The 17,425-nt window shown below is 60.5% G+C and carries 22 protein-coding genes; 11 read left to right on the top strand and 11 right to left on the bottom strand.

Going from position 1 to position 17,425, the window contains the following annotated elements:
• Positions 1-27: 27 nt before the first annotated feature.
• A complete protein-coding gene (algW, locus tag DLD99_RS04765) occupies positions 28-1,182 on the top strand; it encodes a Do family serine endopeptidase AlgW (protein WP_114881433.1) in 1,155 nt (384 codons plus the stop codon).
• Between the two features lie 49 nt (positions 1,183-1,231).
• On the opposite strand, the gene hisC is transcribed toward algW, so the two are convergent.
• The 10 genes from hisC to DLD99_RS04715 all read right to left on the bottom strand — a co-directional run bounded on the left by hisC (position 1,232) and on the right by DLD99_RS04715 (position 9,181).
• Entirely contained in the window at positions 1,232-2,284 is a 1,053-nt protein-coding gene (hisC, locus tag DLD99_RS04760; protein WP_114881432.1) for a histidinol-phosphate transaminase, read from the bottom strand.
• A gap of 2 nt (positions 2,285-2,286) precedes the next feature.
• A complete protein-coding gene (hisD, locus tag DLD99_RS04755; protein ID WP_096818982.1) occupies positions 2,287-3,612 on the bottom strand; it encodes a histidinol dehydrogenase in 1,326 nt (441 codons plus the stop codon).
• Positions 3,613-3,737: 125 nt separating this feature from the next.
• Complete coding sequence (gene hisG / locus DLD99_RS04750) at positions 3,738-4,373, bottom strand: ATP phosphoribosyltransferase (protein WP_007953554.1); 636 nt, start codon at positions 4,371-4,373, stop codon at positions 3,738-3,740.
• A gap of 127 nt (positions 4,374-4,500) precedes the next feature.
• Positions 4,501-5,766, bottom strand: a complete 1,266-nt coding sequence (gene murA / locus DLD99_RS04745; RefSeq protein WP_114881431.1) for a UDP-N-acetylglucosamine 1-carboxyvinyltransferase — start codon at positions 5,764-5,766, stop codon at positions 4,501-4,503.
• A gap of 22 nt (positions 5,767-5,788) precedes the next feature.
• Complete coding sequence (locus tag DLD99_RS04740; protein ID WP_096818978.1) at positions 5,789-6,028, bottom strand: BolA family protein; 240 nt, start codon at positions 6,026-6,028, stop codon at positions 5,789-5,791.
• A 115-nt stretch (positions 6,029-6,143) separates the two neighbouring features.
• Complete coding sequence (locus tag DLD99_RS04735; protein WP_085711775.1) at positions 6,144-6,449, bottom strand: STAS domain-containing protein; 306 nt, start codon at positions 6,447-6,449, stop codon at positions 6,144-6,146.
• Positions 6,446-7,096, bottom strand: a complete 651-nt coding sequence (locus DLD99_RS04730) for an MlaC/ttg2D family ABC transporter substrate-binding protein (RefSeq protein ID WP_085711776.1) — start codon at positions 7,094-7,096, stop codon at positions 6,446-6,448. Before DLD99_RS04730 ends, DLD99_RS04735 begins: the two co-directional genes overlap by 4 nt.
• 11 nt (positions 7,097-7,107) lie before the next feature.
• The gene (mlaD, locus tag DLD99_RS04725) at positions 7,108-7,575 is read right to left on the bottom strand and encodes an outer membrane lipid asymmetry maintenance protein MlaD (RefSeq protein ID WP_085711777.1); all 468 of its coding nucleotides are present in this window, start codon (positions 7,573-7,575) and stop codon (positions 7,108-7,110) included.
• The gene (mlaE, locus tag DLD99_RS04720) at positions 7,575-8,372 is read right to left on the bottom strand and encodes a lipid asymmetry maintenance ABC transporter permease subunit MlaE (protein ID WP_114881430.1); all 798 of its coding nucleotides are present in this window, start codon (positions 8,370-8,372) and stop codon (positions 7,575-7,577) included. Before mlaE ends, mlaD begins: the two co-directional genes overlap by 1 nt.
• Complete coding sequence (locus DLD99_RS04715; RefSeq protein ID WP_085711779.1) at positions 8,372-9,181, bottom strand: ATP-binding cassette domain-containing protein; 810 nt, start codon at positions 9,179-9,181, stop codon at positions 8,372-8,374. The genes mlaE and DLD99_RS04715 overlap by 1 nt, the downstream gene beginning before the upstream one ends.
• 275 nt (positions 9,182-9,456) lie before the next feature.
• On the opposite strand from DLD99_RS04715, the gene DLD99_RS04710 reads away from it, so the two are divergent.
• From DLD99_RS04710 to DLD99_RS04665, 10 genes are all read left to right on the top strand, one after another.
• Complete coding sequence (locus tag DLD99_RS04710) at positions 9,457-10,431, top strand: KpsF/GutQ family sugar-phosphate isomerase (RefSeq protein ID WP_085711780.1); 975 nt, start codon at positions 9,457-9,459, stop codon at positions 10,429-10,431.
• Positions 10,432-10,956: a KdsC family phosphatase gene (locus tag DLD99_RS04705; RefSeq protein WP_039769294.1), complete on the top strand. Its 525-nt coding sequence runs from the start codon at positions 10,432-10,434 to the stop codon at positions 10,954-10,956.
• 8 nt (positions 10,957-10,964) lie between these two features.
• On the top strand, positions 10,965-11,537 hold the full coding sequence (gene lptC / locus DLD99_RS04700) for an LPS export ABC transporter periplasmic protein LptC (RefSeq protein WP_114881429.1): 573 nt from the start codon (positions 10,965-10,967) through the stop codon (positions 11,535-11,537).
• A complete protein-coding gene (gene lptA / locus DLD99_RS04695; protein ID WP_065260850.1) occupies positions 11,524-12,069 on the top strand; it encodes a lipopolysaccharide transport periplasmic protein LptA in 546 nt (181 codons plus the stop codon). The genes lptC and lptA overlap by 14 nt, the downstream gene beginning before the upstream one ends.
• On the top strand, positions 12,069-12,794 hold the full coding sequence (gene lptB, locus DLD99_RS04690; protein ID WP_007953572.1) for an LPS export ABC transporter ATP-binding protein: 726 nt from the start codon (positions 12,069-12,071) through the stop codon (positions 12,792-12,794). Before lptA ends, lptB begins: the two co-directional genes overlap by 1 nt.
• A 186-nt stretch (positions 12,795-12,980) precedes the next feature.
• Entirely contained in the window at positions 12,981-14,474 is a 1,494-nt protein-coding gene (locus tag DLD99_RS04685) for an RNA polymerase factor sigma-54 (RefSeq protein WP_085711783.1), read from the top strand.
• Between the two features lie 73 nt (positions 14,475-14,547).
• The gene (gene hpf / locus DLD99_RS04680) at positions 14,548-14,856 is read left to right on the top strand and encodes a ribosome hibernation-promoting factor, HPF/YfiA family (protein WP_007953578.1); all 309 of its coding nucleotides are present in this window, start codon (positions 14,548-14,550) and stop codon (positions 14,854-14,856) included.
• Positions 14,857-14,867: 11 nt separating this feature from the next.
• Positions 14,868-15,332 (top strand): PTS IIA-like nitrogen regulatory protein PtsN, encoded by a 465-nt coding sequence (gene ptsN / locus DLD99_RS04675; RefSeq protein ID WP_085711784.1) that lies wholly within the window; start codon positions 14,868-14,870, stop codon positions 15,330-15,332.
• A 2-nt stretch (positions 15,333-15,334) separates the two neighbouring features.
• Positions 15,335-16,192: an RNase adapter RapZ gene (gene rapZ, locus DLD99_RS04670; protein ID WP_085711785.1), complete on the top strand. Its 858-nt coding sequence runs from the start codon at positions 15,335-15,337 to the stop codon at positions 16,190-16,192.
• A 15-nt stretch (positions 16,193-16,207) separates the two neighbouring features.
• Positions 16,208-16,483 carry an HPr family phosphocarrier protein gene (locus DLD99_RS04665; RefSeq protein WP_085711786.1) on the top strand — a complete coding sequence of 92 codons (276 nt, stop codon included), beginning with the start codon at positions 16,208-16,210 and terminating at the stop codon, positions 16,481-16,483.
• 37 nt (positions 16,484-16,520) lie between these two features.
• Here the strand turns inward: DLD99_RS04665 and DLD99_RS04660 are convergent, their stop codons facing one another.
• Positions 16,521-17,414 carry a ZIP family metal transporter gene (locus DLD99_RS04660; protein ID WP_114881428.1) on the bottom strand — a complete coding sequence of 298 codons (894 nt, stop codon included), beginning with the start codon at positions 17,412-17,414 and terminating at the stop codon, positions 16,521-16,523.
• Between the last annotated feature and the right edge of the window lie 11 nt (positions 17,415-17,425).

Raw genomic sequence — 17,425 nt, 5'->3', positions numbered from 1 at the left:
GCCTGCAACTTTTCCAGGACGTGCTTAATGCTCAAGGCGCTGCGTTTTTTCGGCTGGCCGCTGTTGGCCGGTGTGCTTATCGCTCTGTTGATTATTCAGCGTTACCCGCAGTGGGTCGGGCTTCCGAGCCTCGACGTCAACCTGCAACAGGCTCCGCAGACCACCAGCGTGCAACAGGGGCCGGTGTCCTACGCCGATGCGGTGGTGATTGCCGCGCCGTCGGTGGTCAACCTCTACACCACCAAAGTCATCGCCAAACCGGCGCATCCGCTGTTCGAGGATCCGCAGTTCCGCCGCTTCTTCGGTGACAACTCACCGAAGCAGAAGCGCATGGAGTCGAGCCTCGGCTCCGGCGTGATCATGAGCCCGGAAGGCTACATCCTGACCAACAACCACGTCACCACCGGCGCGGACCAGATCGTCGTGGCGCTCAAGGATGGCCGTGAAACCCTGGCCCGGGTGATCGGCAGCGACCCGGAAACCGACCTGGCGGTGCTGAAGATCGACCTGAAAAACCTGCCGGCGATCACCGTCGGTCGCTCCGACAACATCCGCATCGGCGACGTCGCACTGGCCATCGGCAACCCGTTCGGGGTCGGCCAGACCGTGACCATGGGCATCATCAGCGCCACCGGCCGTAATCAGCTGGGCCTGAACAACTACGAAGATTTCATCCAGACCGACGCGGCGATCAACCCGGGCAACTCCGGCGGCGCACTGGTGGACGCCAACGGCAACCTCACCGGCATCAACACGGCGATCTTCTCCAAGTCCGGTGGTTCGCAAGGCATCGGTTTTGCGATCCCGGTGAAGCTGGCGATGGAAGTGATGAAGTCGATCATCGAGCACGGTCAGGTGATTCGTGGCTGGCTGGGGATCGAGGTGCAACCGCTGACCCAGGAACTGGCGGAGTCGTTCGGTCTGTCGGGGCGTCCGGGGATTGTGGTGGCGGGGATTTTCCGCGATGGCCCGGCACAGAAGGCCGGCCTGCAACTGGGTGACGTGATTCTCAGCATCGACGGCGAACCGGCCGGCGATGGCCGCAAGTCGATGAACCAGGTGGCGCGGATCAAGCCGACCGACAAGGTCACGATTCAAGTGATGCGCAATGGCAAGGAATTGAAGCTGACCGCCGAGATCGGTCTGCGCCCGCCACCGGCACCAGTGAAAGAAGAAGAGTAAGTACAAAAAAAGATGGGAGCGCATCCGCTCCCATCTTTTTATCGGCCAGTCAGAGGTCGCCGAGACCGTCGATCAACGCCTGATTCTGCTCCGGCGTACCGATCGAGATCCGCAGGAACTGGGCAATCCGCTCCTGCTTGAAGTGGCGCACGATCACACCCTGCTCACGCAATTTGGCCGCCAGCCCTGCCGCATCATGTTGCGGGTGCCGGGCGAAGATGAAGTTTGCCGCCGATGGCAACACTTCAAAGCCTTTGGCCTGCAACTGCGCAATCACCCACTCACGACTCTCGATGACCAGCGCGCAGGTCTTGTCGAAGTATTCGCGATCCTCGAACGCTGCCGCTGCACCGACATTGGCCATGCGATCGATCGGATAGGAGTTGAAGCTGTTCTTGACCCGCTCCAGCGCCTCGATCAGGTCCGGATGGCCGACCGCCAGACCGACCCGCAGGCCCGCCAGCGAACGGGACTTGGACAGGGTCTGGGTCACCAGCAGGTTCGGATAACGGCCCACCAGACTGATCGCGGTCTCGCCGCCGAAGTCGATGTAGGCCTCGTCGACCACTACCACGGAATCCGGGCTGGCCTTGAGGATCTGCTCGACCGCTTCCAGCGCCAGCAGGCAACCGGTCGGCGCATTCGGGTTGGGGAAGATGATCCCGCCGTTCGGTTTGGCGTAGTCCGCCGGGTTGATACGGAACTGTGCATCCAGCGGCACCGCATCGAACTTGATGCCGTACAGGCCGCAGTAGACCGGATAGAAGCTGTAGCTGATGTCCGGAAACAGCAGCGGCTGATCATGCTGCAGCAGACCGTGGAAGATGTGCGCCAGCACTTCGTCCGAACCGTTGCCGAGGAACACCTGATTGCTCTGCACGCCGTAGTACTTGGCGACGGCGTTTTTCAGCAGATCGCTGTTCGGGTCCGGGTATAGGCGCAGGTTGTCGTTGAGTTCGGTCTGCATCGCCGCCAGGGCTTTTGGCGACGGGCCGTACGGGTTTTCGTTGGTGTTGAGTTTGACCAGACGGGTCAGCTTCGGCTGCTCGCCCGGTACATAAGGCACCAGATCCTTGACGAACGGGCTCCAGAATTTACTCATGTTCAGTTCCCCTTCACTTCGTCTTTGATGCGGTATTCGGCGCTGCGCGCGTGGGCGCTCAGGGATTCGCCACGAGCCAGGATCGAGGCGGTCTTGCCCAGTTCGGAAGCACCGGCCTCGGAGCAGAAGATGATCGACGAACGTTTCTGGAAGTCGTACACGCCCAGTGGCGAGGAGAAACGCGCAGTGCCGGAAGTCGGCAACACGTGGTTCGGACCTGCGCAGTAGTCGCCTAGCGCTTCGGATGTGTGGCGGCCCATGAAGATCGCGCCGGCGTGGCGAATCTGCGGCAGCCAGGCCTGCGGATCGGCGACCGACAGCTCAAGGTGTTCCGGCGCAATGCGGTTGGCGACTTCGATGGCCTGAGCCATGTCACGCACGTGAATCAGGGCGCCACGGCCATTGATCGAGGTTTCGATGATGGTGGCGCGATCCATGGTCGGCAGCAGTTTGTCGATGCTCGCGGCGACCTTGTCGAGGAATTCGGCGTCCGGGCTGACCAGAATCGCCTGGGCGTCTTCGTCGTGCTCGGCCTGGGAGAACAGGTCCATGGCGATCCAGTCCGGATCGGTCTGGCCGTCGCACACCACGAGGATTTCCGACGGACCGGCGATCATGTCGATGCCGACCTGACCGAACACGTGACGCTTGGCAGTCGCCACATAGATGTTGCCCGGGCCGACGACCTTGTCCACTTGCGGCACGCTTTCAGTACCGTAGGCCAGTGCGGCAACGGCCTGGGCGCCGCCAATGGTGAACACCCGGTCAACGCCGGCGATGCACGCCGCCGCCAGTACCAGTTCGTTGACCTCGCCACGCGGGGTCGGCACCACCATCACCACTTCGGTGACGCCGGCAACTTTGGCCGGAATCGCGTTCATCAAGACCGACGACGGGTACGACGCCTTGCCGCCCGGCACGTACAGGCCGGCGCGGTCCAGCGGCGTGACTTTCTGGCCCAGCACCGTGCCGTCGGCTTCAGTGTAGCTCCAGGAGTCCTGCTTCTGTTTTTCGTGATAGCTGCGAACGCGGGCGGCGGCTTTTTCCAGCGCTTCGCGTTGCGGAGCGGTGATGCGGGTCAGGGCCAGCTCCAGACGCTCGCGCGGCAGGATCAGGTCTGCCATGGAGGCGACTTCAAGGCCGTCGAACTTCTGGGTGAATTCGACCAGCGCCGCATCACCGCGCTCGCGCACAGCCTTGATGATGTCCAGCACCCGCTGATTGACCGAGTCGTCAGACACACTTTCCCAGCTCAGCAGATGATCCAGATGATGCGCGAAATCCGGGTCAGCAGCGTTGAGTCGGCGAATTGCAGTCGGTGCGGTCATAGCGAGAGCCTCATAGGAATGGCAAAAACTCAGGCGCCCTAACTTAGCAGTCGTTTCCGCTTGGGCACCTGAGATTCTGGCTATGAGGCGGATAGACGGGCGCGACTCAACGTCGCGCAGGTACATCAGCCGCGGTGTCGAGACTCCACTGCCTTGCGCAGTGTGTCGATCAACGCCTGGATTCGGGCGTGTTGCATTTTCATCGAAGCTTTATTGACCACCAGACGCGAGCTGATCGTGGCGATCAGTTCCTGGGGTTCGAGACCGTTGGCACGCAGGGTGTTGCCGGTGTCGACCACGTCGATGATCTTGTCGGCCAGACCGATCAGTGGCGCCAGTTCCATCGAGCCATACAGCTTGATGATGTCGACCTGACGGCCCTGCTCGGCGTAGTAACGCTTGGCGACGTTGACGAACTTGGTGGCGACGCGCAGGCGGCCCTTGGGCTCGACGGCACCGACCTTGCCGGCGGTCATCAGCTTGCACTGGGCAATCTGCAGGTCCAGCGGCTCGTACAGGCCTTGACCCGTGTATTCCATCAGCACGTCTTTACCGGCAACGCCGAGGTCGGCCGCGCCATGCTCGACATAGGTCGGCACGTCGGTGGCGCGCACGATCAACAGGCGAACGTCTTCCTGGGTCGTGGGAATGATCAGCTTGCGGCTTTTGTCCGGATTCTCGGTCGGCACGATGCCCGCTTCGGCGAGAAGCGGCAGGGTGTCGTCAAGGATGCGGCCCTTGGACAGTGCGATGGTCAACATGGGAAACGTCAGTCCTTATCAAGGTACTCATGCCCGGTCGCAATCGGCGCCGGACATACATCGAGGGCGTCACCACCCCCGATCGAAACGAATTCAACGGACACTTCCCTGTGTCCCAATGCAGCGACTAGCCCGGAACGCGACGAATTTTGGCGCCCAGCATCTGCAGTTTTTCCTCGATGCACTCGTAACCACGGTCGATGTGGTAGATGCGGTCGATCAGGGTATCGCCTTCGGCCATCAGGGCCGAAATCACCAGGCTGGCAGAAGCCCGCAGGTCGGTCGCCATCACTGGCGCGCCCTTGAGGATTTCAGTGCCGGTGACGATGGCGGTGTTGCCTTCGACCTGGATCTTGGCGCCCATGCGGTGCAGTTCGTAGACGTGCATGAAACGGTTTTCGAAGATCGTCTCGATCACGGCACCGGTGCCTTCGGCAATGGCGTTGAGCGAGATGAACTGCGCCTGCATGTCGGTCGGGAACGCCGGGTACGGCGCGGTGCGCACGTTGACCGCTTTCGGGCGCTTGCCGTGCATGTTCAGCTCGATCCAGTCTTCACCGGTGGTGATTTCTGCACCGGCTTCACGGAGCTTTTCCAGAACCGCTTCGAGGATGGTCGGATCAGTGTCCTTGACCTTCACGCGACCGCCGGTGACCGCAGCGGCCACCAGGTAGGTGCCGGTTTCGATACGGTCAGGCATGACCTTGTAGAAAGCCGAACCCAGACGCTCGACGCCATCGATGGTGATGGTGTCGGTACCGGCGCCGGATACCTTGGCACCCATGGCGTTCAGGAAGTTCGCCAGGTCGACCACTTCAGGCTCGCGGGCGGCGTTCTGCAGCACGCTGCGGCCCTTGGCCAGAGCAGCGGCCATCATGATGTTCTCGGTACCGGTCACGCTGACGGTATCGAAGAAGAAGTGCGCACCGCGCAGGCCGCCTTCAGGCGCCTTGGCCTTGATGTAGCCGCCTTCGACGTCGATGATCGCACCCATGGCTTCGAGGCCGCGGATGTGCAGGTCAACCGGACGCGAGCCGATGGCGCAACCGCCAGGCAGGGCGACTTCGGCTTCACCGAAACGGGCGACCATCGGGCCAAGCACCAGGATCGACGCACGCATGGTTTTTACCAGCTCGTACGGGGCGACCAGGGTCTTGATGGTGCGCGGGTCGATTTCGACGCTGAGCTTCTCGTCGATCACAGGCTCGATGCCCATGCGACCGAACAGCTCGATCATGGTGGTGATGTCGTGCAGGTGCGGCAGGTTGCCGACGGTCACCGGGCCATCGCACAGCAAGGTGGCGGCCAGGATCGGCAGGGCGGAGTTCTTCGCCCCGGAAATGCGGATCTCGCCATCAAGACGAGCGCCACCGGTAATAATCAATTTATCCATAACAATCTCGACGCCCTAGGGCTCAGGTGCGCTCGGCCCAGGCCGCGCTGCTGAAAAATTTCATAGTGACCGCGTGGATGCTGCCATCGGCGATCCATGGGTTCAAATGGGCATAGATGCTTTGCTGACGCTTGACCGGGCTCAACGCCGCCAGTTCATCGCTAATCACGTTCAGCTGAAAGTTGCAGCCTTCGCCTTCAACTTCCACCCGGGTTCCGGGCAGATTTGCTTCAAGGAAGCTTTTCACTTCTACGGCCTGCATGCTCAACCTCAATCGGCGCCCTGTGCGCACGGGTCGGACATCATACAAAAAAGCCCCGCGCCTGCGAACCCCGCTGCGCAGGACTCTGACGGGGGGCTTCTTTATAGATGCGGGTTCAGGGTTGCGCCAACAGCTCGGTCAGCTCGCTGACCTGAGCAATTTCACGCATGTCTTCCGGCATCCCGCGGATGCTGACTGCCTTGCCGGCGGCTTTCGCATCGCGAATGAAGCACAGCAGCAACGACAGGCCGACGCTGCTGGACTTTTCCACTGCCGAACAATCGATCACCAATGCCGGGGCATTGCACGACTTGATCAGCGCCCGGCCCTGTTCCCGAAGGCCAGGACCGGTGCGGTAATCCAGCACACCGGTGAGCTGAAGCTGACTGGCTTCGTCCAGACGAATGGCCGACTCGGTCATTGGGCAGGCTTCTCTTGTTTCTCGGCGGTCTGCTTGGCCTTGGCCACTTCGCCGGCCCAGCCGTTGATGGTCTTGTCCAGGTCGTTGCCGTTGCGCTGCATCGCGTCGGCGAACTGGTCACGGAACAGCTTGCCGATGTTGATGCCGTTGATGATCACGTTGCGCAGCTTCCACTCGCCGTTGATCTTCTCCAGCGTGTACTGAACCGGATAGATCGCGCCGTTGTTGCCCTTGACGGTCATGCCGACGCTGGTGCGGTCGCCCGACTCATCCTTCGGCGCATCGACAGTGATGCCCTGGTTGTTGTATTCCAGCAAGGCGTTGCCATAGAACTGGAACAGGCCACGCTTGAAGTTTTCCTGGAAGGTCTGCATCTGCGCCGGGGTGGCCTTGCGCGAGTACTTGACCGTCATGATGCTTTTGGAAATGCCTTCGGCATCCACCACCGGACCCACGATGGTATTCAGCGCGGTGTAGAAGTCTTGCGGGTCCTGCTTGTACTTCTCTTTATTGGCCGCCAGATCGGCGAGCATCCGGTTGGTGGTGTCCTGGACCAGATCGTGCGCCGACTGCCCGGGCGCAGCGTTTGCCAGCAGTGGCAGTGTCGCAAGCAACACCAACAGGCCACGTCGCAAGGTAGAGATCATTCAAAAGCTCCTCATTTGGCGTCTTTGCTAACGGTATTGAGCAGGAATTTACCGATCAGGTCTTCCAGCACCAGAGACGACTGGGTGTCGTGAATGGTTCCACCATCCTTGAGCCGGGTTTCTTCCCCGCCCACGCTGATGCCGATGTACTTCTCGCCCAACAGGCCAGCGGTCAGGATAGACGCTGTGGAGTCGGTCGGCAGGTTGTCGACCTTTTTATCCACCAGCAGGGTCACCCGGCCGGTAAAGCTGTCGCGGTCCAGATCGATCGCCGTGACCTTGCCGATGGTCACGCCGGCCATGGTCACTTTGGCTCTGACCGTCAGACCGGCGATATTGTCGAAGTAGGCATAGAGCTTGTAGGTATCGGTGGTCGAAGTCGGAGACAGGCCACTGACCCGCAGGGCAAGCAGCAACAAGGCCAGGATCCCTGCCAGCAGGAACAGGCCGACACCGATTTCCAGGGTGCGGTTTTGCATCAGAAATCTCCAAACATCAAAGCGGTCAGAATAAAGTCCAGGCCGAGCACTGCCAGCGAGGCGAATACTACGGTCTTGGTGGTGGCACGACTGATTCCCTCGGAAGTGGGCTCACAGTCATAGCCTTGGAATACGGCAATCCAGGTCACGACAAAGGCGAAAACGATACTTTTGATCACGCCGTTGAGCACGTCGCTGGAGAAATTCACGCTGTTCTGCATGTTCGCCCAGTAGGAGCCTTCATAGACGCCCAGCCAGTCGACCGCGACCCAGGAACCGCCCCAGATGCCGACCACGCTGAAGATCATCGCCAGCACCGGCAGGGAAATGAAACCGGCCCACAGGCGCGGAGCAATGATGTACTTGAGCGGATCGACACCGATCATTTCCAGGCTGGACAACTGCTCGGTGGACTTCATGTTGCCGATTTCCGCCGTCAGCGCCGAACCGGCGCGACCGGCGAACAGCAGCGCCGTCACCACCGGGCCCAGCTCACGCAGCAAGGTCAAGGCAACCATCTGCCCCACCGCCTGCTCCGAGCCATAGCTCGACAGGATGTTGAACCCCTGCAGCGCCAGCACCATGCCGATGAAAATCCCGGAGACCACAATGATCACCAGCGACATCACACCGACCGAATGCAGTTGCTTGACCAGCAGGCCGAAACCGCCGCCTATGCCACCACGCCCCAGCAGGGCATGAAACAGGAACAGCGTCGCCCGTCCGAATACCGCGACGGCATCGATAGCCGATTCGCCGAACCGGCGTACGCGTTCTATTAATGAGATTCTGCGCATCAACGTTTCCCCAGAAGATCTGCGCGGTAATCCGTCGCTGGAAAGTGATACGGAACCGGACCATCGGGATCGCCGGTCATGAACTGACGGATACGCGGCTCATCCGAGTTCATCAACTCGTCCGGCGTACCCTGCCCCAGCACCTGACCATCGCCCACCACATAGATGTAATCGGCAATGCTCGCGGTTTCGGCGAGATCGTGGGAAACCACGATACTGGTGATCCCCAACGCATCGTTGAGCAGACGGATCAGGCGCACCAGAACGCCCATGGCGATCGGGTCCTGGCCGACGAACGGTTCGTCATACATGAGAATCTGCGGATCGAGCGCAATCGCCCGGGCCAGAGCCACGCGGCGTTTCATGCCGCCGGACAGTTCATCGGGCATCAGCTCGATGGCGCCCCGCAGACCGACCGCCTGCAATTTCAGCAGCACGATGTCGCGGATCATCTCTTCCGGCAGCTGGGTATGAACGCGCAGGGGAAAGGCGACGTTCTCGAACACATCGAGATCGGTGAACAGCGCGCCGCTCTGAAACAGCACGCCCATGTGCTTGCGCGCATCGAACAGATCGCTGCGCGACAGCTTCGGCAGGTTCTGGCCATTGACCCAGACCTCGCCCTGCGATGGCCGCAACTGGGCACCCATCAGGCGCAGCAGCGTGGTCTTGCCACACCCGGAAGGCCCCATGATGCCGGTGACCTTGCCGCGCGGGATGCGGATATCGACGTTATTGAAAATGCTCCGCGCACCGCGCTTGAAGGAGACTCCCTTCAGCTCGACCGCGTAGGCGTTATCGGCACTCATCTAAACTCCTTGCGATGCAGCCTCTCACTCGGACGCCTGGCTTTCTGGAGAAAGCCCCTACATCCCGGGCAGGCCGAACTGGCGGCGAACTATATCACTGCAAAGGGCAAGCGCCCAAGGCCTCTCCCCGGCCACGTTCAGCGATATGACAGGCCCGAGGCTTCTATAAAAGGGTTTTAGTAACCGGGAATGACAAAGCACGACGAACTTGCGTGAGGCTTTTCAACATAACCGCTATAATCGCCGCCTTTTCATCGGGCTATACGATTTCTGACATGAGCCAAACCAGCGACCTGATTCAATCGGCACAACGCACCATCCGCCTCGAAGTGGAAGCCGTACAAGGCTTGTTGCCCCATATCGACGCCGATTTCGTACGCGCTTGCGAGATGATTCTGGCCAGCAAGGGCCGTGTAGTGGTGGTCGGCATGGGCAAGTCCGGGCACATCGGCAACAAGATTGCCGCGACCCTGGCCAGCACCGGCACCCCGGCGTTTTTCGTACACCCGGCCGAAGCCAGTCATGGCGACATGGGCATGATCACCCGTGACGACGTGATCCTGGCCCTGTCGAATTCCGGCTCCACCAACGAAATTGTCACCCTGCTGCCGTTGATCAAGCGCCTGGGCATCCAGTTGATCAGCGTGACCGGCAACCCGCAATCGCCTCTGGCAAAAGCGGCAGAGGTCAATCTCAACGTTCACGTCGAGCACGAAGCCTGCCCGCTGAACCTGGCGCCAACCTCCTCGACCACTGCCGCACTGGTCATGGGCGACGCCCTGGCCGTGGCGCTGCTGGAAGCCCGCGGCTTCACCGCCGAAGATTTCGCCTTTTCCCACCCGGGTGGCGCACTCGGCCGGCGCTTGCTGCTGAAAGTGGAAAACGTCATGCACGCCGGTCAAGAGCTGCCGCAGGTACAACGCGGCACCCTGCTCAAGGACGCACTGATGGAAATGACCCGCAAGGGTCTGGGCATGACCGTCATTCTCGAAGCCGATGGCAAGCTTGCCGGGATCTTCACCGACGGCGACCTGCGCCGCACACTGGATCGCAGCATCGATATCCACAGCGCGACCATCGATCAGGTGATGACCGTGCATGGCAAGACCGCTCGTGCCGAGATGCTCGCCGCCGAGGCCCTGAAAATCATGGAAGACCATCGAATCAACGCGCTTGTCGTCGTGGATGAGGACGATCGCCCGATCGGCGCCTTCAACCTCTCCGACCTGCTGCGCGCAGGAGTGATGTAAATGAGCACCGATCTGCTGCAGCGCGGCAAAGCCATCAAACTGGCGGTTTTCGACGTCGACGGCGTCCTCACGGACGGACGCCTGTACTTCCTTGAAGACGGCAGCGAGTTCAAGACTTTCAATACCCTCGACGGCCAGGGCATCAAGATGCTGATGAACGCGGGCGTACAGACCGCCATCATCAGCGGTCGCAAGACCCCGGTGGTCGAGCGTCGGGCAAAAAACCTCGGTATTCCGCACCTGTTTCAGGGCCGTGAAGACAAACTCGTCGTTCTCGACGGCCTGCTTGAGCAACTGGGCCTAAGCTATGAGCAGGTCGCCTATCTCGGTGACGACCTGCCCGACCTGCCGGTGATCCGCCGGGTGGGACTTGGCATGGCGGTGGCCAACGCGGCCCCCTTTGTGCGCGAGCATGCCCATGGCGTTACCCAGGCCCGTGGTGGCGAGGGTGCCGCCCGTGAATTCTGCGAACTGATCCTGCGCGCCCAGGGTAGCCTCGATGCCGCCAACAACGCGTACCTGTGAGTCAAACCATGTTTAGCAAAAAGTTTCGCAACATCCTGCTGTTCGGTTGCATCGCCGCCATTTTCGGCGCGGTCGGCTACTGGAACATCAGCCCGGAACGCTTCCTCGACAAGCCTCCTGTCTCGGCAGAAGAGAGCCCGATCGACTGGTACGCGACCAACACCCACACCTTGCAATACCTGGAAGATGGCAAGGTGCAGTACGAAATGACCTCCGACAAGGCCGAGCACGTCAAGGCGACCGACATTACACTGGTCACCAAGCCCGACCTGAACATGTTTCGCGGCACCGACTTCCCTTGGCACGTGACCAGTGAACGTGGCGAGGTGAATTCCGGTGGCACCGAGGTCGAACTGATCGACTCGGTTCGCGTCAAGCGCACCGACGAAAAGAACCGCGACACCCTGATCACCAGCACCCGAATGACGGTGTTCCCTCAGCAGCAATATGCGCAGACCCAGCAACCCGTTAGAATCGACGGCGCTGGCGGTGTATCGACCGGCGTGGGAATGAAAGCGTATTTGAAGGAAAGCAGGATACACCTGCTATCGAACGTAAGAGGACAGTATGAGGCTCGTTAAAACCCTCCCTATTTTGCTCAGTCTGGGCGCAGCACTGGGAAGCGTGAGCGCCTGGGCTCTGCCGAACGATCAGGAGCAGCCAATCCGCATTCAGGCCGACGATGCCCAGCTGGACGACAAAAATGGCGTTGCCACTTACAAGGGCGCCGTGATCATCACCCAGGGCTCGATGATCGTCAAAGGCGACACCGTAACGCTGACACGCAACCCGGCCGGCGAGATCGACGTGGTGACTTCGGTAGGCAACCTGGCCTATTTCGAACAACTGCAGACCGCTGGCGACAAGAAACCTGTCCAGGGCTGGGGCGTGACCATTCAGTACCACGCGCAGCAGAACCGCGTCGTACTGATCGACAAGGCCAAGGTCGTCGACAAGGACAACAACACCACTCAGGGCGAGAAGATCGTCTATGACACGGTGAAAAAACTCGCCAGCGCCGGTCGCGCTACCGGCAACAAGGTCACCGAAGCGCGTCCGCGCATCGACATGGTGATCCAGCCGAAGAAGAAAACCGACGAGAAAACCCAGTAATGGCAACCCTGAAAGCTCAGCACCTGGCCAAGGCCTATAAAAGCCGCCAGGTCGTGCGCGATGTCAGCCTGTCGATCGACAGCGGTCAGATCGTGGGCCTGCTTGGCCCCAACGGCGCCGGCAAGACCACCTGCTTCTACATGATCGTCGGCCTGGTGCAGGCCGATCAGGGCCGCGTCCTGATCGACGATCTGGACGTCAGCCACCAGCCGATGCACGGCCGCGCCAAGGCCGGTATCGGCTATCTGCCGCAGGAAGCCTCGATCTTTCGCAAGCTGTCGGTGGCCGACAACATCATGGCCATCCTCGAGACCCGCCAGGAGCTCGACAAGGCCGGCCGTCGCAAGGAGCTGGAAAGCCTGCTGCAGGAATTCCACATCAGCCATATCCGCGACAACCTCGGCATGAGCCTGTCCGGTGGCGAGCGTCGCCGGGTGGAAATCGCCCGCGCACTGGCCACCGCACCGAAATTCATCCTGCTCGACGAACCGTTCGCCGGTGTTGACCCGATCTCCGTGGGCGACATCAAGCAGATCATCCACCACCTCAAGGCCAAGGGCATCGGTGTACTGATCACCGACCACAACGTCCGCGAGACGCTGGATATCTGCGAAACGGCCTACATCGTCAATGACGGCCAGCTGATCGCCGAAGGCGACTCCGCGACCATCCTCGCCAACGATCTGGTGAAGGAAGTGTATCTGGGTCACGAGTTCCGCCTGTAAGCGCGACAGCATTCGACCAGCCGTCCGGGTGCTGTAACGTTGAAGCGCATTTTTATACGCTTTTATTGTTACAGCGCTCTAGGCAAACACGACAGTTTCAGGCATATAATTTGCTTAAGTTTGGCGCCTCGGCGCCCTGTAGTGGATGGCGCATAGCGCCGGCGAATAAGGTGTTAAGCCCCTGCCATGAAACCATCGCTAGTCTTGAGAATGGGCCAGCAGCTGACGATGACACCGCAGCTGCAACAGGCCATCCGCCTGCTCCAATTGTCGACCCTGGATCTGCAACAGGAAATCCAGGAGGCTCTGGAATCCAACCCGATGCTCGAACGCCAGGAAGACGGCGACGACTTCGACAATTCAGACCCGCTGGCCGACAACGCCGAACAGAAGCCCAATACCGAGATCCAGGAACCTTCCTACCAGGAAACCGCGCCGACGGTCGACAATCTCGAGGACGGCGAATGGAACGAGCGAATCCCCAACGAACTGCCTGTCGACACCGCCTGGGAAGACGTCTACCAGACCAGCGCCAGCAGCCTGCCGAGCAGCGATGACGACGAGTGGGATTTCACCACCCGTACCTCCGCCGGCGAGAGCCTGCAAAGCCACCTGCTGTGGCAGCTGAACCTGGCGCCGATGTCCGACACCGATCGCCTGATCGCCGTGACCCTGATCGATTGCATCAACAATCAGGGCTACCTCGACGAAACCCTCGAAGAAATCCTCGACGCCTTCGATCCGGAGCTCGACATCGAGCTGGACGAGATCGAAGCCGTCCTGCACCGCATCCAGCAATTCGAACCCGCCGGCATTGGCGCACGCAACCTGGGCGAATGCCTGCTGCTGCAATTGCGCCAGCTGTCAGCCAAGACCCCTTGGCTGGCCGAAGCCAAGCGACTGGTCACCGATTACATCGACCTGCTCGGCAGCCGCGACTACAGCCAGCTGATGCGCCGCATGAAGCTCAAGGAAGATGAACTGCGCCAGGTCATCGAACTGGTCCAGAGCCTCAACCCGCGCCCCGGCTCGCAGATCGAATCCACCGAAGCCGAATACGTGGTGCCTGACGTCATTGTGCGCAAGGACAACGAGCGCTGGCTGGTCGAGCTGAACCAGGAATCGGTTCCGCGTCTGCGGGTCAACGCTCAATACGCCGGTTTCGTCCGTCGCGCCGACACCAGCGCCGACAATACCTTCATGCGCAACCAGTTGCAGGAAGCCCGCTGGTTCATCAAGAGCCTGCAGAGCCGCAACGAAACCCTGATGAAGGTTGCCACCCAGATCGTCGAGCATCAGCGCGGCTTCCTGGAATACGGCGACGAAGCGATGAAGCCACTCGTGCTGCATGACATCGCCGAGGCAGTCGGCATGCACGAGTCGACGATTTCCCGGGTGACCACGCAGAAATTCATGCATACCCCCCGGGGCATATATGAACTGAAATACTTTTTCTCCAGCCACGTCAGCACCTCCGAAGGCGGCGAATGCTCGTCCACGGCGATCCGCGCGATCATCAAGAAACTGGTCGCCGCGGAAAATCAGAAAAAGCCGTTGAGTGACAGCAAGATCGCTGGTTTACTGGAGGCACAAGGCATTCAGGTGGCTCGCCGCACCGTCGCCAAGTACCGCGAATCCCTCGGGATCGCGCCTTCGAGCGAACGCAAGCGGTTGATGTAAGCCACGTTACAGCGTTCCAGTGGCAGGCTCTTCGGCCTGCCGCTTTATGCACTGGCAACGAAGGAGAAGCTGTATGCAAGTCAACATCAGTGGACACCAACTGGAAGTTACCCAACCTCTCCGTGAATACGTTGAGCAGAAGCTCAAGAGGCTTGAGGGACATTTCGACAAGATCACCAACGTGCAAGTCACGATGTGCGTCGAAAAGCTGAAGCAGAAAATCGAAGCCACGCTGCATATTCCCGGCAACGAGGTCGTCGCAAACGCGGAACATACCGACATGTACGCAGCGATCGACGCGCTGACCGACAAGCTTGATAAACAACTCAAAAAGCATAAGGAAAAGACCCAGAGCCTGCTTCAGGGCGCTACCGGTCGATAACCCCCACCCCCATGATCCGACTTGAAAGCATCCTGACCCCCGGCCGTTCCCTGGTGAACGTGCCGGGCGGCAGTAAAAAGAAAGCCCTCGAACAAATTGCCAACCTGATCGCCCGGGAGAAACCGGATCTGGAGATGCAAGATGTCTTCGAGGCGCTGATTGCCCGTGAAAAACTCGGTTCGACCGGTTTTGGCAACGGCATCGCCATCCCCCATTGCCGCCTCAAGGGCTGTGAATCGCCCATCAGTGCCTTGATGCACCTTGAAGCACCTATCGATTTCGATGCCATCGATGGCGCACCGGTGGACCTGCTGTTCGTGCTGCTGGTCCCGGAAGCTGCCACCGATGCACACCTGGAACTGCTGCGCCAGATCGCCAGCATGCTCGATCGCAAGGAAGTACGCGAAAAGCTGCGTCGCGCCACCACCAACGAAGCCTTGTATCAGGTTGTCCTGGACGAGCAAAACGGGCACTAAACATGCGCTTGATCATCGTCAGTGGCCGCTCCGGCTCGGGCAAAAGCACGGCCCTGGATGTCCTTGAGGACAACGGCTACTACTGCATCGACAATCTGCCGGCGGGCCTGCTGCCGGAACTGGCGGAACGCGCACTGATTCATACGGAACTGTCTCAGCCACTGGTCGCGGTATCGATCGATGCGCGCAACCTGCCAAGCCACCTTTCGCGTTTTCCGGAGTTGCTCGAGGAAGTCCGCAACCGGCACATCCAATGCGACGTTCTGTATCTGGATGCCGATGAAGAGACCCTGCTCAAGCGCTTCTCGGAAACCCGTCGCCGTCACCCGCTGAGCAGTGCCAACCGCTCGCTGGCTGAAGCCATCAACGATGAAACGGCCCTGCTGGGCCCGATCGCCGATCTGGCCGACCTGAAGGTCAATACCACCAATCTGAACCTGTACCAGTTGCGCGACACCATCAAGCTGCGGCTGTTGAACCAGCCGGAGCCCGGTACGGCGTTTCTGGTGGAGTCGTTCGGTTTCAAACGCGGCATGCCGGTGGATGCGGACCTGGTGTTCGATGTACGCTGCCTGCCCAACCCGTACTGGAAACCGGAATTACGTGCGCAATCCGGGCTCGATGAGCCGGTAGCCGAGTACCTGGCGGCACAGCCGGAAGTCGAAGAGATGTTCCAGGACATCTATGCGTATCTGTTCAAGTGGTTGCCGCGCTTCGCTGCGAGCAATCGTGCCTACGTGACCATTGCCATTGGCTGCACCGGCGGACATCACCGTTCCGTCTACCTGACCGAACGCCTCGGTCAGGCCTTGCAGAAAACCCTGAAGAACGTCCAGGTTCGCCACCGCGACCTCAGCTAAAGGATTCACACCGCGATGCCTGCTCTGGAAATCGAAATCATCAACAAGCTGGGCCTGCATGCCCGGGCGTCGGCAAAGTTCGTGGGCGTGGCGGGTCAGTATCCCGACTGCACGATCAGAGTGGGTCGCACCCCGGAAACCACGGTAGATGGCAAAAGCATCATGGCGATGATGATGCTCGCTGCCGGCAAGGGCACAAAGATCCACCTGAGCACCGAAGGCCATCAGGAACAGGAAGCCATGGATGCTCTGGTGGCACTGATCAACAACTACTTCGACGAAGGCGGTTGAAAGTCCTTTGTGGCGAGAGATGCGCCTCTCGCCACGCTTATCCCAGCGCGGTATCCATCACCATCATCAGGCAGAAGCCGATCAATAATCCCAGGCTCGCCAGCTTGTCGTGACCATTGCGTCGCGATTCCGGGATCACTTCGTGTGTCACCACCAGCAACATCGCCCCGGCCGCCAGCGCCAATCCGAGGGGCAACAACAATTCCGCCAGACTGACCAGCCACGCACACAGCAGCGCGAACACCGGTTCGACCAGACCTGACGCCGCCCCGATCAGAAACGCCCTGACCCGCGACATCCCCGCCCCGGCCAGCACCAGCGCAATCACCAGCCCTTCCGGCACATCCTGCAAGGCGATCCCCATCGCCAGGCTGTCAGCGTCCGGCATGCCGCCCCCCGCAGAGACGCCGACGGCCATGCCTTCCGGAATGTTATGGGCAATGATGGCAAACACGAACAGCCAGATTCGCGGCGGAATAACCGGATGCTCGACGGTGCCGATGAGCATTTCCGGTGAAGCGCCGGACAACCTGCGGTCGACCAGATACAGCGCGAAAGCACCGAGCATGATGCCGAAACAGATCAGGCCACTGGCGCCCCAAGGACTCAGCCCAAGGCTTTCGGCGGCGGCAATCCCCGGCACGATCAACGAAAACGCGGTCGCCGCCAGCATCACGCCGGCACCAAAACCCAGCAGCGTGTCGCCCAGCGCCTGCGGCATATTGCGAATCACCAGCACCGGAACGGCCCCAAGCGCCGTGCCGAGCGCGCAGATCGCACCGCCCTGCAATGCCCGGGACAGTTTCGGCTCCAGGTTCAGCCATTCCAGTCCGTGAGCCACCAGCAAGGTCATGCCCGCCAATAGCAGCAGCGACCCGAATGCGTAACGAAACATTCGTCCGCTTCCGATCGCCAGTGTTTCAGTGCCCATAGTCAGCCCTG

Origin of the sequence: Pseudomonas kribbensis, assembly GCF_003352185.1 — a bacterium.
Lineage (GTDB): Bacteria > Pseudomonadota > Gammaproteobacteria > Pseudomonadales > Pseudomonadaceae > Aquipseudomonas > Aquipseudomonas kribbensis.
This window is presented reverse-complemented; position numbering and strand designations above follow the sequence as displayed.

Excerpts from the sequence above, each read along its gene's own strand:
- algW (WP_114881433.1), top strand. The coding sequence starts at position 28 with ATGCTCAAGGCGCTGCGTTTTTTCGGCTGGCCGCTGTTGGCCGGTGTG.
- hisC (WP_114881432.1), bottom strand. The coding sequence starts at position 2,284 with ATGAGTAAATTCTGGAGCCCGTTCGTCAAGGATCTGGTGCCTTATGTA.
- hisD (WP_096818982.1), bottom strand. The coding sequence starts at position 3,612 with ATGACCGCACCGACTGCAATTCGCCGACTCAACGCTGCTGACCCGGAT.
- hisG (WP_007953554.1), bottom strand. The coding sequence starts at position 4,373 with ATGTTGACCATCGCACTGTCCAAGGGCCGCATCCTTGACGACACCCTG.
- murA (WP_114881431.1), bottom strand. The coding sequence starts at position 5,766 with ATGGATAAATTGATTATTACCGGTGGCGCTCGTCTTGATGGCGAGATC.
- DLD99_RS04740 (WP_096818978.1), bottom strand. The coding sequence starts at position 6,028 with ATGCAGGCCGTAGAAGTGAAAAGCTTCCTTGAAGCAAATCTGCCCGGA.
- DLD99_RS04735 (WP_085711775.1), bottom strand. The coding sequence starts at position 6,449 with ATGACCGAGTCGGCCATTCGTCTGGACGAAGCCAGTCAGCTTCAGCTC.
- DLD99_RS04730 (WP_085711776.1), bottom strand. The coding sequence starts at position 7,096 with ATGATCTCTACCTTGCGACGTGGCCTGTTGGTGTTGCTTGCGACACTG.
- mlaD (WP_085711777.1), bottom strand. The coding sequence starts at position 7,575 with ATGCAAAACCGCACCCTGGAAATCGGTGTCGGCCTGTTCCTGCTGGCA.
- mlaE (WP_114881430.1), bottom strand. The coding sequence starts at position 8,372 with ATGCGCAGAATCTCATTAATAGAACGCGTACGCCGGTTCGGCGAATCG.
- DLD99_RS04715 (WP_085711779.1), bottom strand. The coding sequence starts at position 9,181 with ATGAGTGCCGATAACGCCTACGCGGTCGAGCTGAAGGGAGTCTCCTTC.
- DLD99_RS04710 (WP_085711780.1), top strand. The coding sequence starts at position 9,457 with ATGAGCCAAACCAGCGACCTGATTCAATCGGCACAACGCACCATCCGC.
- DLD99_RS04705 (WP_039769294.1), top strand. The coding sequence starts at position 10,432 with ATGAGCACCGATCTGCTGCAGCGCGGCAAAGCCATCAAACTGGCGGTT.
- lptC (WP_114881429.1), top strand. The coding sequence starts at position 10,965 with ATGTTTAGCAAAAAGTTTCGCAACATCCTGCTGTTCGGTTGCATCGCC.
- lptA (WP_065260850.1), top strand. The coding sequence starts at position 11,524 with ATGAGGCTCGTTAAAACCCTCCCTATTTTGCTCAGTCTGGGCGCAGCA.
- lptB (WP_007953572.1), top strand. The coding sequence starts at position 12,069 with ATGGCAACCCTGAAAGCTCAGCACCTGGCCAAGGCCTATAAAAGCCGC.
- DLD99_RS04685 (WP_085711783.1), top strand. The coding sequence starts at position 12,981 with ATGAAACCATCGCTAGTCTTGAGAATGGGCCAGCAGCTGACGATGACA.
- hpf (WP_007953578.1), top strand. The coding sequence starts at position 14,548 with ATGCAAGTCAACATCAGTGGACACCAACTGGAAGTTACCCAACCTCTC.
- ptsN (WP_085711784.1), top strand. The coding sequence starts at position 14,868 with ATGATCCGACTTGAAAGCATCCTGACCCCCGGCCGTTCCCTGGTGAAC.
- rapZ (WP_085711785.1), top strand. The coding sequence starts at position 15,335 with ATGCGCTTGATCATCGTCAGTGGCCGCTCCGGCTCGGGCAAAAGCACG.
- DLD99_RS04665 (WP_085711786.1), top strand. The coding sequence starts at position 16,208 with ATGCCTGCTCTGGAAATCGAAATCATCAACAAGCTGGGCCTGCATGCC.
- DLD99_RS04660 (WP_114881428.1), bottom strand. The coding sequence starts at position 17,414 with ATGGGCACTGAAACACTGGCGATCGGAAGCGGACGAATGTTTCGTTAC.